The organism is Microbacterium sp. ZXT2-5 (assembly GCF_055329545.1).
This window is the reverse complement of the sequence record NZ_JBUZWD010000001.1, coordinates 2,232,956-2,247,513: the sequence shown is the minus strand read 5'-3', so window position 1 is coordinate 2,247,513 and position 14,558 is coordinate 2,232,956. Positions and strand designations below refer to the sequence as shown.

General features: G+C 70.3%; 10 protein-coding genes. 3 read left to right on the top strand and 7 right to left on the bottom strand.

Features of this window, described 5'->3' with window-relative positions:
- The first annotated feature begins 18 nt into the window (after positions 1–18).
- The 3 genes from ACZBH1_RS09775 to ACZBH1_RS09765 all read left to right on the top strand — a co-directional run bounded on the left by ACZBH1_RS09775 (position 19) and on the right by ACZBH1_RS09765 (position 3,617).
- A complete protein-coding gene (locus ACZBH1_RS09775) occupies positions 19–951 on the top strand; it encodes a carbohydrate ABC transporter permease (RefSeq protein WP_336394652.1) in 933 nt (310 codons plus the stop codon).
- Between the two features lie 95 nt (positions 952–1,046).
- Positions 1,047–1,868, top strand: a complete 822-nt coding sequence (locus ACZBH1_RS09770; protein ID WP_336395051.1) for a carbohydrate ABC transporter permease — start codon at positions 1,047–1,049, stop codon at positions 1,866–1,868.
- Between the two features lie 54 nt (positions 1,869–1,922).
- A complete protein-coding gene (locus tag ACZBH1_RS09765) occupies positions 1,923–3,617 on the top strand; it encodes a glycoside hydrolase family 13 protein (RefSeq protein WP_463646263.1) in 1,695 nt (564 codons plus the stop codon).
- On the opposite strand, the gene ACZBH1_RS09760 is transcribed toward ACZBH1_RS09765, so the two are convergent.
- The 7 genes from ACZBH1_RS09760 to ACZBH1_RS09730 form a co-directional block, all read right to left on the bottom strand.
- Positions 3,560–4,726, bottom strand: coding sequence for an O-antigen ligase family protein (locus tag ACZBH1_RS09760; protein WP_463646262.1), 1,167 nt, complete (start codon positions 4,724–4,726; stop codon positions 3,560–3,562). The genes ACZBH1_RS09765 and ACZBH1_RS09760 overlap by 58 nt on opposite strands.
- Positions 4,723–5,859: a hypothetical protein gene (locus tag ACZBH1_RS09755; RefSeq protein WP_463646261.1), complete on the bottom strand. Its 1,137-nt coding sequence runs from the start codon at positions 5,857–5,859 to the stop codon at positions 4,723–4,725. Before ACZBH1_RS09755 ends, ACZBH1_RS09760 begins: the two co-directional genes overlap by 4 nt.
- Before the next feature lie 213 nt (positions 5,860–6,072).
- Positions 6,073–7,062, bottom strand: coding sequence for an NADP-dependent oxidoreductase (locus ACZBH1_RS09750; RefSeq protein WP_463646260.1), 990 nt, complete (start codon positions 7,060–7,062; stop codon positions 6,073–6,075).
- A 97-nt stretch (positions 7,063–7,159) separates the two neighbouring features.
- On the bottom strand, positions 7,160–9,007 hold the full coding sequence (locus ACZBH1_RS09745) for an alpha-amylase family protein (RefSeq protein ID WP_463646675.1): 1,848 nt from the start codon (positions 9,005–9,007) through the stop codon (positions 7,160–7,162).
- A 101-nt stretch (positions 9,008–9,108) separates the two neighbouring features.
- A complete protein-coding gene (locus ACZBH1_RS09740; RefSeq protein WP_463646259.1) occupies positions 9,109–11,832 on the bottom strand; it encodes a TIM barrel protein in 2,724 nt (907 codons plus the stop codon).
- 44 nt (positions 11,833–11,876) lie between these two features.
- A complete protein-coding gene (locus tag ACZBH1_RS09735; protein ID WP_463646258.1) occupies positions 11,877–13,640 on the bottom strand; it encodes a thiamine pyrophosphate-binding protein in 1,764 nt (587 codons plus the stop codon).
- On the bottom strand, positions 13,637–14,497 hold the full coding sequence (locus ACZBH1_RS09730; protein ID WP_336394645.1) for a citryl-CoA lyase: 861 nt from the start codon (positions 14,495–14,497) through the stop codon (positions 13,637–13,639). The genes ACZBH1_RS09735 and ACZBH1_RS09730 overlap by 4 nt, the downstream gene beginning before the upstream one ends.
- Positions 14,498–14,558: the final 61 nt, after the last annotated feature.

Below are 14,558 nucleotides of genomic sequence, written 5' to 3'. Positions count from 1 at the left end.
TACGAGAGGAACGCACTCATGGCAACCACCACGGCCGCCGTCACGGCGCCGAACACGGGCCGGCGCTCCGGCGCGGCGACGACGCCGCGCACGCGCCGAAAGGTGGACGGGGTCTACTACCTCTTCCTCCTGCCCGCGCTGATCCTGTTCACGCTGGCGATCACGATCCCCGCGGTCATCGGCATCTTCTTCAGCTTCACCAACTCCATCGGCTTCGGCGACTGGGAGTTCGTCGGCATCATCAACTACGTCGCCGTCTTCACCGACCCGGCGATCCTGCAGAGCTACGTCTTCACGTTCGGCTTCGCCGCCGTGACCGTCGTGGTCGTCAACGTCCTCGCCTTCCTCCTCGCGGTCGGGCTGGTCTCGCGGGTGCGTCTGAAGACGGGGCTGCGGACGATCTTCGTGATCCCGATGGTGATCTCGGGCATCATCATCGCCTACGTCTTCAACTTCCTGTTCTCCAACTCCGTGCCCACGCTCGGCCAGCTGTGGGGCATCGGGTGGCTGAGCGAGAGCATCCTCGCCAACCCCGACCTCGCCTGGATCGCGATCGTCATCGTCACCGCGTGGCAGGCGATCCCCGGCACGCTCCTCATCTACATCGCGGGGCTCCTGTCGATCCCCGGCGACGTCTACGAGGCGGCCGACATCGACGGTGCCGGCAAGTTCCAGCAGCTGACGCGCATCACGCTGCCGCTCGTCGCCGGCTATGTCGTGATCAACCTCATCATCGGCTTCAAGGACTTCCTCAACGCCTACGACATCATCGTGGGCCTCACCAACGGCGGTCCCGGCACCGCGACGCGCAGCATCGCGATGACGATCTTCACCGGCTTCTCCGGCGGCGACTACGCCTATCAGATGGCCAACGCGACGATCTTCTTCCTCATCGCGCTCAGCCTGGCCCTTCTCCAACTCCGTCTCACTCGCGGAAGGAACGTCTTCTGATGACCACGCAGCCCGCCCTCGCCGTCGAGGACATGACCGCCGAGCGCGTGCTCGCCGGCGACGAGGCTCGAAAGCCCGCCCGCTCCCGCTTCGCGATGGAGCGCGTCAACTGGCCGGGCACGATCGTGCTCGCCCTCTGCGCCATCACGGTGCTCGTTCCGCTGTACGTGACGGTGATGATGGCGTTCAAGACGCAGTCGCAAGCCGTCGACGGCAACGCCTTCACGTGGCCGTCACCGTGGAGCATCGAGGGATTCGTCACGGCATGGGAGCTGACGAACTTCCCGCGCGCGTTCCTCATCTCGCTGCTGATCACGGTCTTCACGGTGGGCGGCACGATCATCCTCGCGGCGCTCGCCTCGTTCGCCATCTCGCGCAACTGGGACCGGAAGCTCTTCCGCTACTCGTTCTACTACCTGCTCGCGGCGATGTTCCTGCCGTTCCCGGTCGTGGCGCTTCCGCAGATCCAGCTGACGGGCCTCACCGGGCTCGACAATCCCGCCGGCGTGATCATCCTGAAGATCATGTTCCAGCTGAGCTTCAGCATCCTGCTGTTCACGGCGTTCCTGCGCTCGATCCCCGCCGAGCTGGAGGAGAGCGCCCGCATCGACGGCGCCAGCACCAATCAGACGTTCTGGCGGCTCATCTTCCCGCTGCTGGCCCCGATGAGCGCCACGGTCGGCATCTTCGCCTTCCTGGCCTCGTGGAACGACTTCATGATGCCGTCGCTCATCATCTCCGACCCGGCGCTGCAGACGCTGCCGGTGGTGCAGAACATCTTCCAGACCCAGTTCAGCAACAACTACAACGTATCGTTCGCCTCGTACCTCATGGCGATGGCGCCGGCCATCATCGTCTACCTCTTCACCCAGCGATGGGTCGTCGAGGGCGTCACCCAGGGAGCCGTGAAGGGCTGAGCCCGCGGCACCCCCAACCGAGCACACCAGCACTTCGAAAGGAAACCCGTCCCCGTGACGACAGCAGCGCGCACCGCACCTTGGACCTCGAACCAGAACGACGCCCAGCTCCCCGCCTGGTGGCGACAGGCCGTCGTCTACCAGGTGTACCCGCGGAGCTTCGCCGATGCGAACGGCGACGGCATCGGCGACATCCGCGGCGTGACCTCCCGCGTGCCGTACCTGAAGGAGCTCGGCGTCGACGCGGTCTGGCTGAGCCCGTTCTACCCGTCGACCCTCGCCGACGGCGGGTACGACGTCGCCGACTACCGTGACGTCGACCCCCGGCTGGGCACGCTCGACGACTTCGACGAGATGCTCGAAGCCCTGCACGGCGCGGGCATCAAGGTGGTCGTCGACATCGTGCCGAACCACACGTCGGACCAGCACGCGTGGTTCCAGGAGGCCCTCGCCGCCGGCCCCGGTTCGGCCGCCCGCGCCCGGTACATCTTCCGCGACGGCACGGGCCCCGGCGGCGCGGAGCCGCCCGCGGACTGGGTGTCGGTGTTCGGCGGATCGGCGTGGGAGCGGGTGCCCGACGGGCAGTGGTACTTCCACAACTTCGCCAAGGAGCAGCCCGACCTCGACTGGTCGAACCCCGAGGTGCGCGCCGACTTCGTGAAGACGCTGCGCTTCTGGTCGGACCGCGGTGTCGACGGGTTCCGCATCGACGTGGCGCACATGCTCACGAAGGACTTCGTCGACCCGCTCCCCTCGCAGGCCGAGCTGGACGCGATGCCCCGCGACGGCAACCACCCGATGATCGATCGCGACGACGTGCACGAGGTGTACGCCGAGTGGCGCGAGGTGTTCGACTCGTATGACCCGCCGCGCACCGCCGTGGCCGAGGCCTGGGTCGAGCCGTCGCGCATCCCGCTGTACGCACGCGCCGAGAGCCTGGGCCAGGCGTTCAACTTCGACCTGCTCGAGGCCGACTTCGACGCCGCCCAGTTCCGTCGGATCGTCGGCGACAACCTCGCTCTCGCCGCGAAGTCGGGGTCGTCGACGACGTGGGTGCTGTCGAACCACGACGTGGTTCGTCACGCCACGCGGTACGGCCTTCCGGACGCCGAGCGTGACGAGAAGGGTCGTCCGACGCGCAAGCACGGCAACGAGTGGCTGCTGTCGGGTGGGACGACGCCGGTGCTCGACCGCGAGCGGGGTCTGCGCCGCGCCCGCGCCGCGTCGCTGTTCGTGCTGGGGCTGCCGGGTTCGGCGTACGTCTATCAGGGCGAGGAGCTGGGCCTGCACGAGGTCGCGTCTATCCCCGAGTCCGAGCGCCAGGATCCCACGTTCTTCCGCAGCCCCGGCGAGGACATCGGGCGTGACGGATGCCGCGTCCCGCTACCGTGGTCCGCCGAGGGCTCGTCGTTCGGCTTCGGCTCGGGCGGTGCGCACCTGCCGCAGCCCGCGTGGTTCGCCGAGTACGCCGTCTCGACGCAGGACGGCGACCCCACCTCGACGCTCGCGCTGTACCGCCAGGCCCTCGCGTTGCGCCGCCTGCTGCAGACCGAGGAGTCGCTGCAGTGGATCGAGACCGGCCGTGACGACGTCATGGCCTTCCGCCGCCCCAACGGCTGGACCGTGGTGACCAACTTCGGGCAGACGCCGTATGCGCTTCCCGCCGACGGCGCGCGGTCGCTGTCGAGCCGTCACTTCGAGGGTGACGAGCTTCCGCCCGAGACCACCGTCTGGCTCACGGGCGCCTGATCAGGGGCCTGCTCCGCGCGGGCCGCGCTCAGGCCGATGAGCACCGCCGCGGCGAGAGCCACCGCCGAGATGCGGGGTGAGAACCCGGTCAGCCCGGACGCGAGAAGGGCGAGCGCAGCCACCTGCAGCCAGCGGTCGCCGAGTCGCCACGGCCGGCTGCTGCGCAACGCGAGGACGATGACGGCGACGGCGAGTCCGAGACCGACGAGACCGTACTCCAGCGTCCACTGCAGGATCTCGTTGTGGGCGGACGTCGTGACTCGCGAAGCGGGCGACGCGATCCGGAACGCTGCGGCGGGTGCACCCTCGCCGGTGATCGGAGCCGCGGCGATGCGCTGCAGCGCCTCGAGCCAGAGGTGGGGGCGGTCCTCATTCGGCTCCACCGCCGTGCGCCAGAGCACGACGGCCGTCCCGACCCCGAGGGTGGACACGACGAGGACGTGGCGGGCGCGGGCACTGCCTACGGCCGACCGACCCGCGCCCGCCCGCCACCGCGCGGTGCGGAGAGCCAGCCACGCGCAAACGACGATGGCCCCGATCAGGATGGCGGTCCGGCTGCCGGTGGCGAGGATGGCCGCGACCTGCAGCAGGAGGGCCGCCGGCAGGAGGCGTCCGCCACGCCGCCGCTCGATCTCGCGGAGGGTGACGATCGACGTCGCCACGAGCAGGATGCCCAATCCGTTGGGGAAGCCGAGAAGCCCCTCGGCTCTGGCGGGGCCGGATGCGGACCCGGCGGTGAGCACCGCCCACGAGACGAGCGCGATCGCTGCCTGCAGCGATCCGACGACGACCAGGCCGGCCAGGAGCATCTCGCGCTCCGAGCTGCGCATCCTGCCGACGACGATGACCGTGAGAGTCACGAGGACGACGAGGATCGGGACTCGAACGCTCTCCAGCGACCAGCCCGTGCGCAGCGGTCCGTTCGCGATCAGCCACACGATCACCGCGCCGATCGCGGTCCACAGTGCCGGGTCCCGCCGGGGCCGGGCCCGCGCGACGACGACGGCAGCGACGAGCAGCGCGAGCAGCACGGCCAGGTCGCGGAGGTCGGTGGCGCCCCGCGTCGCGACGGCCCACGCGATCGCCGTCAGCACGAGGCAGGCCGTCATGACTCACCGTCCCTCGCGCGTCCCGCCGGCCGGACGTCAGCGGCGTCGTCTTCGACCGCGTCATCCCCCTCGTCGTGCTCGTCGGCCGCAGCCTTCTTGTTCGAGCGGTTGCGCAGCATCGCCCACAGCCCGATCGCACCCGTGATGACTGCGATGATCGCGCCCAGCACCGTCACCGGGCCACGGATCACCTCCCACACGGGCTCCGGCGGATCCTCGGCCCGCGCGGCGATGGTGCGGGGCACGTCCCGACTCAGCTCCTGACTTCCCGCCGTGCCGCCGACGTGAACCGTGAAGACGAGGGAGACCGGACCCGCTTCCTCTGGGATCACGGTCCAGTGGCGCTCCACGACATCGTCGTCGGCGGTTCCGGCGGCCGCTCTCGCTACCGCCTCCGCCGGCAGGATCGTCACCCTCACGGAGTCCTCCGCGGCCGTCAGGCCGATGTCCGCGCTCACCGTGTCACCGTTGCCCGCCATCGACAGCGTCGCGGAGACGTCGTGCTCCCGTCCCACCGTCATGTCGTCCGGGACGTCCGTCTCCATCGCAGCGACCGATGACACCACCTCCTCGAAGTCCACCTGCGCCGGATGGACCTGCACCGTGACGGCGACGGGGGCGTTGACGTCGCTCAGCTCCTGCCGGACGCCGTTGACGAACGCCTGCGGGATGATCTGCACGTTGAGCTTCTGCTCGCCGGCGATCAGCGGTGTCACGTCCCACGTCCAGGTGAGGGCGAAGCCGCCCTCGGGTCGCGCCGTCCCCGCGTTGAGGAACATCACCGACGGCGAGGTGGGCGTGATCGCGAAGGCGTCGGGCGACTCCGCCGTGAGCGCGGCGGCGTTGCTCTGCGCGACCTGGATGGTGAAGAGCTCGGGGTCATCGACCGGTGCGTCGTAGATCAAGGTCGCATGGAACGGCAGCGTCTCGAACTGCGTGACCTCGGCCGCGCCGAACCCTGCGTCGATGTCGGCGGGGATGAGAGCCTCGGCGAACGTGTCGACGTCCAGATCGGGGTACGCCGCCAGGTAGAGCGGCATCGCCGCCGTGGGCAACGCGATCGCGAGCGCGGTGGCTCCCGCGACGATCAGCCCTGTGCGCCACCAGCGCGCGTGCGTGGATTCGCCATTCATCAGCCCCTCCCTCGAGCGCAGTCGCCCAGGGGTGATGGCCGCCATGTTAGCCCCGGCCTGCCGCAGCCGCCAGGGGGCGCCCTCGCCCGCAGTTCTGCTGCCCGACTCCTACGAGGTGCGCCCCGGCGGGGGTGATACGGGTGGGACCGTCGACGACGATACGGATGCCGCGGCCGCGAGTCCGCGGCATCCGTTCCCGTCTGGATGCGCCGGTCAGGGCATGCGCTCGAAGATCTCTCGTGCGCGCAAGGAGCGGACCCTCGTCACCGGACGGGTGGCCAGCACGATCTTCCCCCTCGCGTGGAGCTTCGCCAGGTCCTCGAAAGCGTCGACGATGTCGTCGATCGGGTACAGCCCCGACACGAGCAGGCGGAACGCCCCGGCCGCGGCGAGATCGACGACGCGCTGCAGCACCTGGGTCGCATGCGCCGTCGACTCCGGATCGTCCCGCAGCAGGCGGAGCTCGACCTCGCGCCTGTCCGCGCTCGAGCGGTACCGCTCGTCGGGCACGCCGAGCGCGTCGGCGACCGCGCGGCCGTCCTTGCCGTAGTTGTCGATGTACGCCGTGACCGGTCCCCCGGCGACGCGCTGGATCCGTTCGGCCATGCCGTCGTCGTAGCTCACGGGCGTGATGCCGAGCTGGCGCAGATAGTCGAAGTTGCGCGCACCGCAGGTGCCGATGACGCGAGCGCCACGGTGCTTCGCCAGCTGCGCCTGGATACTGCCCACACCGCCTGCGGCGGCGGAGATCACGACGGTGTCGGAGCTGTCGATCCGAAGATCGTCGAGGGTGTCGAGCGCTGTCGCCCCGGCGAGGAAGAGGCCCCCGGCCACTTCCCACTCGAGGTTCCTGGGTTTCCGCACGAGCTGGGCGGCGGGAACGACGATGTGGCTGCCGTGCGCCCCCGTGCGGGTGTGCCCGACGACCTCGGCCGCCGCGCGGAACGCGGTCACCCCGGGACCTGCTCCGCGGACGATCCCCGCGAAGTCGCAGCCGGACGCACGCGGCCACGGATCGTCGTGCCACGTGTCCTCCTTGCCGTTGCGCAGGAACGCGTCCATGTGGTTGATCGACGTGGATATCACCTCGACGAGCACCTCGCCGGGGCCCGGGAAAGGCAGCGGATACCGGTGGCGCTTGAGCACCTCGGCGTCGCCGTAGTGGGTGTAGCGGTAGGTGAATGCCTCCGTGGGTGCTCTCATCGCGATCCCCTCCAGCCGTCCGGGCCCGAGGCCTGCGCCGGCCTCGAAGAAGTATTCCGGCCGGGGCCCCCGGATGGATGCACCCGGGGGTTCCGCGTCAGCGCAGCCGGACGCGGTGCCAGGCCACCTGGTGAGCGGGGAGCAGGAGCCCGTCCCGCAGTGACACCGGTCGTCCGAGCATGAGGTCCTCGGCGTCCGGCTCCATCCCCGACAGCGTGAGCGCGTCGACCTCCACCGGGTGATCGCCGACGTTGGCCAGCACCAGGATCGCGGAGCTCGGGCCGGGGCGGAGGAAGCCGACCACGTGGTCGTCGTGAGCGTCGAACGGCCAGAGGTCGTTGCCGGCGAGTTCGGGGGCGTCGCGCCGTGACGCGATCAGCGTCGTCAGACGCGAGAAGACGCGGCCGGCGGCGGTGGTGGGGTCGGTTCTGTGCGCGTAGGCATGCTCGGGCCGATGCGGGCGATGCACCCACCGACTGTCCCCGGCTTGCGCGGGGTCGTTCTCGTAGGAGTAGTCGTTCAGCTGCGCCACCTCGTCGCCGAGGTACAGGAGCGGGATGCCGCCGGTGGAGAGTGCGAGCGCGTGGGCGAGGATCACCCGGTCCTCGCCGCCGTCGTCGCCCGCCTCGATCCCCGCCAGCGAAGCAGTGGTTCCGGTGACGCGCGCGTCTCCGGTGCGCGGGTTCTCCTGGAACGGCACGCCGCGGGCGAACGACCCGGCGACCCGTCCCACGTAGAAGTCGTTCAGGAACCTGCGGTGCGGGTAGCCGTAGATGCCGAGTTCCGCGGCATCCTCGTCGGCGAACGTCCAGCCGATGTCGTCGTGACTGCGCACGTAGTTCACCCACGCCGTGCCCTCGGGCAGCGCATGGCGACGTTCGAGCGCCTGTTGCAGCATCCGCCCGTCCCGTGTCGCGAGCGCCTCCCAGGTGAGGGCCATTTGGAGCGGGTTATACGAGAGCTGGCACTCGTCGGGCGAGATGTACTCCGCCACCTCGTCGGGATGCACGATGGCCTCGGACTTGAACAGCAGGCTCGGCGCGGCCATGCGCAGCACGGCGTTGAACGCCTGCAGCAGCAGGTGGGCCTCGGGCAGCGACTCGCACGCGGCGCCGAGCCGCTTCCAGATGAAGGCGACGGCGTCCATGCGCAGCACCTCCACACCCTGGTTCGCGAGGAACAGCATCTCCCCGGCCATGGCCTCGAAGACGGCGGGATTCGCGTAGTTCAGGTCCCACTGGAACGAGTAGAAGGTGGCCCAGATCCAGCGCCCGTCCGGCAGCTGCACGAACGAGCCGTGATGATCGTCGGGGAAGATCTCGCGGGTGGTCCGCTCGTACGCGTCCGGCATGGTGCGGTCGGGATAGATCAGGTAGAAGTCCTCGTAGCCGGCCACCCCGGCAACCGCCTTGCGGGCCCACTCGTGCTCGTTGCTGGTGTGGTTGAAGATGAAGTCGACGACGAGCGAGATGCCGGCCTGCCGCAGCTCGGCTGCGAGGTCGGACAGCTCGGCCATCGTGCCGAGCCTGGGGTTCACCCGCCGGTAGCTGGAGACCGCATAGCCGCCGTCGCTGTTGCCCTCCGGACTCTCGAAGAGCGGCATCAGGTGCAGATAGGTCAGGCCCAGTTCACGGAAGTACGGGATGCGGTCGCGGATGCCGGCGAGTCCGCCGGCGTACCGGTCGACGTAGCAGACGCCGCCCAGCATGCGCTGCGACTGGAACCAGTCCGGATGCCTCTCCCGCTCTCGATCCAGCTGCTTGAGCGACTCCGGCCGGGCATGCCACGACTCCGCGGCGAGCGCCACCACCGACCGCAGCCTGTCGAACGCGTCCGGGCGGTCGCCGTAGAGACGCCCGAAAAGTCCGTGGAGGCGCGGCAGGTGCCGGCGGACGCGGGAAAGGAGCTCCGCATCGGCACCGGCCACCACCAGGTCGTCGAGGATGCCGGCGACGTCGGCGGCCTCGTCAGCGAAGGCGAACACGATGCCCACTCTTGCGCACCGGATGCCTGCGGTCCATCCCCGTCCGGCGCCGGCTGCGCTGCTCACCGTGACGCGATGTCCGCGGTGTCGAGGTGGCGGCGGGCTGCGGCCATGGCGAGCCGGGCGTGCTCCTTCCCTCCCACCTGGGCCACGAGCATGGCCCGTGGGATCTCGAGCGCGAACGGAAGACCCGACGGCAGGGCGGCGAGGATGCCCAGCATGTCGATCCCGCCCTCGCCGGGGAAGAGCCGCTCGAAGCGCGCGGTGTGGATCAGCTCCGCCGTCGCGTCGGGGATCTCACCCGGCGCATCGCACACGTGCACGTAGTGGAACCACTCGCGCGGCAGCCCGCGCAGCTCCTCCACGCTGGATCGCGACCGGGCGAAGTGCAGCAGGTCGACGAGAAGTCCCGCATTGGGCTGATCCGCCGCGCGGAGCACGCGCGTGGCCTCGCTCAGGTCGGGCGTCTCGGTCCAGGACGGGAACTCCAGGTCGATCGTCAGCCCCAGCGGCCTGGCCAGCTCGCACAGCTCCGCGAACCGGTCGGTCTTGCGGGCGAAGTCCGAGTCCGGCAGCTGCGCGATGACGTGGCGGGCGCCGAGCTCGGCCCCGGCCTCGAGGAACCGCAGGTAGTCGCGCGGACTGTCGCCGGACGTGATGCGCGCGAGCTCGATGTCGAGTACCTCGACGCCGGTCGCGGCCAGGTGCGTCTTCGTCGCGCGCATCAGCGCCGGGTCGTACGCCAGCGGGTAGTGCGGCTCCTGCGGGGTGACCCGCGTCATGCGCAGGCCGACGTAGCGGTAGCCGCCTGCGGCCGCGGCATCCACCAATTCCGGCGGAGACAGGCTCAGCGCCGTGAGATGAGCGAGCGAGTAATCGTGCCGGTGCGCCACGGGTGCCTCGGCCGGGTCGCTCGCCAGCGTGCGCATGCGCTGCCGGCGGTGTGCGGCCATGCGCAGGGGGACGCTGCGGGCGTCGCCGAAGCCGTCATACCCGTCGATCCGCTGCACGACTTCGAAGAACACCCGCGAGCCGAGCATCTCGGTGAAGAAGTGGAGGAACTCTCCGCGCTCGTCGCGGTCGTAGAGGATCGAGTTCTCACGGAGCGCGGCGAGGATGTCGCCGGGGAGAGCGACACGCGCCTCGAGATCGTCGTAGTAGTTGGCGGGGATCTCGAGGACGGGCGCTCCCCGCTCACGGAGCGCTCGCGCACAAGCGATGGCATCGTCGGTGGCGAACGCCACCAGCTGCGGGCTCGACACCCCCGGCGACCAGTCCCCGCGCCGCAGCGGGTTGGTGCTGAGCGCGATCCGCACGCAGCCGTCGGAGCCGCTGGCCGACCACGTGCGGATCAGGCCGAAGGGTGCGGTCACCTCCGTCAGCTCGCGCGGGACGAGGCCGAGCACCGAGTGGAAGAAGAGCGCGGACTGGTCGAAGTCGTCGATCGACTCGGTGACCGCGACATGGTCGATCCGGGTCAGCAGCGCCGACGAGCCGGCCTCGGCGCCGGTGGCGGCGAAGTCGTCCATCCAGCCGGGGCGTCCGTCGGCGTCGCAGAAGAACAGGGCGGTGCCGTCCGGCGTCGCCACGGCGGCGAGGTCGGTCTCGCCCGGTGCCCGCCGGCGGGCGAGCTTCGGAGCCAGCAGGCTCTTGGCGCGCCGCATCGATGCCGAGGCATCGGCGGTCTGCACACCCAGCGCGCAGATCGCCGAGGTCGCGGGATCGATAGATCGCTCCGGGGCCGAGTTGAGGAGCACGCGGGCGTCGCCCTGCTGCCACAGCTGCACCGGCTTGGAGCGATGCTGCCCGACGTGGGCGAAGCCGAGACGGGCGAGGGCCCGCGAGAGGAGCGGCCCCGAGACCTCGTCGACCGCCAGCTCGGCGAACGCGAAGCCCTCGAGCCGCGGCGCCGGCGGGAGCTGCTCGCCGCTCAGCGGCGCCGGCGCATCGCCGGATCCGCGCGCCGTCACGGTCTCGGCGAGCGCGCGCAGCGAGCGCATGGCGTCGACGGCGGCGTGCCGGGGATCCTCCTGCTGATAGACGTCGTTGAAGACCTCGAGCGCGATGGGGCCGCGGTAGCCCGTCGCGAGCACGCGTGCGAGGAAGCCGGCGACGTCGAGCGCACCCTGGCCCGGGAACATCCGGTAGTGAAGGCTCCACTCCCGCACGTCCATGTCCACACGCGGGGCGTCGGCGAGCTGCACGTGGAAGATCTTCTCGGCGGCCACCCGCGAGACGGCGCTCGCATCGTTCTCGGCCGACAGCACGTGGAAGCTGTCGAGGCAGAGGCCGAGAGCCGGGTGATCGATCTGCTCGATCAGACGCCACGCCTCCGCGTGTGTGCGCACGCGCCCCCAGGGCACGGCCTCGTACGCGAGCCGGATGCCGCTGCGCGCGGCCCGCTCGGCCAGGGCGTGCAGCTGCGCCGCCGTCAGGCCGTCGTCGTCGACACCGTTCTCGGTCCGCGACGAGCAGCACACGAGGACGCGCGCACCGAGGTCGGACAACAGGTCGAACTTGCGCTCGGCGCGGCGCAGGGCGCCGCCGAAGAGGTCCGGCGACACGGTCTCGACGTGGAAAGGCTGGTAGACGTCGATCGACAGGCCGAGGCCGGCGGCCTCCCGGGCGACACGCCCGGGAGACCACTGCGACATGATGAGGTCGTACTCGAGCATCTCCACGCCCGAGAAACCGGCCGCGGCGGCGGCGCGAAGCTTGTCCTCGAGCGTGCCCGACAGGCACACGCTCGAGATCGAGACGTCCAGCACACCCTGCGCCGTCTCCATCTCGGGGTCCGCCTCGCATTCTGTGCGCCCGCGGGGGCGACGGGTCAGTGGGTCGCGACGTGCTCGATCGCCCGGTCGGGCGAGTAGATGTCGAGGATGTTCCAGTGCCCCGTCGTCGGAGTCGGGACGTTCACCATCGACACGTCGATGACGACCGGGCGCCCGAGCGCGATCGCACGTTCGAGCGCGGGCTTGAACTCCGCTGCGGCGTCGACCTTGATGCCGGTGACGCCGTACGCCTCCGCGATCGCGGCGAAGTCGGTGTACATCGGGTCGTCCGCGCTTCCGAACACCGTGCCGTACGTGGTGTCGAACGCGGCCTTCTCCAGCCCGGCGATCGTGCCGAACGCGTTGTTGTTCATCACGACCCACACCACTGGCACGTTCTCCTCGCGCGCCGTGGCCAGGACCGCCGGGTTCTGTCCGAACCCGCCGTCGCCCACGAGCGAGACGACCACGCGGTCGGGGTGGGCGATCTTCGCACCGACGGCAGCCGGCGCACCGAAGCCCATCGTCGCGAATCCGCCGGGGGTGAGGAACGTGCCGGGCGTCAGGATGTCGAACTGCTGGCCGACGCCGTTCTTGTTCCACCCGACATCCGTCGTGATGATCGCGTCAGCAGGGAGCACCTCCCGGGTCTCGGCGAGGATCCGCTCGGGCCGCATCGGCCACGCGTCGGAGACCTGGGCGTCCGCGTTCTGCAGCTTCACGGTCGCCCGGTTCGCGGCGATCTGCGCGCGGAGCTCGCCACGGTCGACTCCGTCCGGCGCCATTCGGCGCGCGACCCGGATCAGCACGGTGAGCGCGGCTTTCAGGTCGGCGAGCGCGCCGACCTCGAGAGGGTAGTTGCGGCCGAGCTCGGCCGGGTCGATGTCGACCTGCATGAGCTTGGTCCCGGGGATGTCGAACGTGTACTCCGCGTACCACGAGCTCGAGTCGGCCTCCGCGAACCGGGTGCCCAGGGCGAGGATCCAGTCGGCCGTGCGCGTCGCCTCGTTGGTGAACGCGGTGCCCCAGAAGCCCGTCATGCCGAGCACGAGCGGGTTGTCGTCCGGCACGGCGCCCTTGCCCATCAGGCTGTGCGCGACTGGCAGTGAGAGCAGTTCGGCGAACTCGGCGACCTCGGCCGCAGCGTCGGCGGCCACGACGCCGCCGCCGACGTAGAGCACCGGGTGCGAGGCATCCAGCAGATTCCGGACGATCTGCTCGGCGACCCTCTCGTCCAGGGACGGCCGCGCGAGCGAGCGGGTGTTTCCCATCACCCTGTCGAACAGGGCGACGTCGACCTCCGCGGAGAAGACGTCCATCGGCACATCGACGAGGACCGGCCCCGGGCGCCCGCTCTCGGCGAGGGTGAAGGCCTTGTCGAGCACCTCGGCGACGAGGTGGGGCTGGTCCACACGCCAGGCGCGCTTGACGAACGGGCGGTAGATCTCGTACTGGGCGGCATCGGCGTGGAGGTTGATCTCCTGGTGGGGATGCTTGCCGAAGTAGTGCGTCGGCACGTCCCCCGCGATCACGACCAGCGGGATCGAGTCCAGCGCGGCGTTGGCGACGCCGGTCGCCGCGTTGGTCAGTCCCGGCCCGAGGTGCGTCAGCACGACACCGGCCCGCTTGGTCACCCGGGCGTACCCGTCCGCGGCGTGCGAGGCGATCTGCTCGTGGCGCACATTCACGAACGAGATGCTCTCGCTCTTCTCCAGCGCCGCCAGCAGGGCGATGTTGGTGTGGCCGCAGAGCCCGAAGACGTGCGCGACGTCGCGGGCCTCCAGGTAGCGGATGATCTGGTTGGACACCAGGTCCTTCATCGGGATGTTCCTCTCTCATCGAGGTCGAGCGGGACGGACCTGTGAGCCGGTCCCGTGTACGTGTAGCCGATCGACTTGGGCAGCGGTCCCTTGATCCGCCCGCCCTGCGTCATCTGCTCGGCGGCGTGCGCCAGGATCCCCACCGAGCGCGCCAGGATGAACACCCCGCGCCCGAGCTCGGGAGTGAATCTCAGCTCGCAGTAGATGACGGCTGTCACGCCGTCGACGTTCATGGGGATGCGCCGTGGTCGGCCGGCGCTGATGGCGTCCTCCACGGCACGGCCGATGGCGGCGAAGCGCCCGTCGATGACCCCGTCGGCCGCCGCGGCGTCGACGAGGGACAGCAAACGCGGCGTGCGCGGGTCGAGCGGATGGAAGCGGTGGCCGAAGCCGGGGACGTAGGTCACGCCGGCCTCGCGCTGCCGCTGCAGCACGAGCCGCGTGGCCTGCTCGACATCACCCGTCCGCTGCAGCTCCTCGTCGATCGCGAGGTACACCTCCATGCACTGCTGGCCCGGACCGCCGTGCACGTCGCCGAGCACGTTGATCGCCGAGGCCATCGCGGCGTTGACCGGCACGCCGCACGTGGTGGCCATGCGGGCGATCGCGATCGACGGCGCTTGCGGGCCGTGGTCGACGGAGGCGACGAGGGCGGCCTCGAAGAGGGCCGCCTCCGCGGGGGACGGCAGCTCGCCCCGCAACATGAGCCAGATCGTCTCGACGAAGCCGACCCGTCCCAGGAGCTCCTGGATCGGGTAGCCGCGCAGGGCGATCTCACCGGGCTGGACGTCGATGATGTCGGTGCTCCACCACTGTCGCGCCTGCGCGACGAGGTCTTCGGCCGACTCGCCGCTCATCGCTGCGCCCTCTCCGTCGCGGCCGTCGCTGGTCTCGCACGTGCCGCGGCCGCCGCGGCCG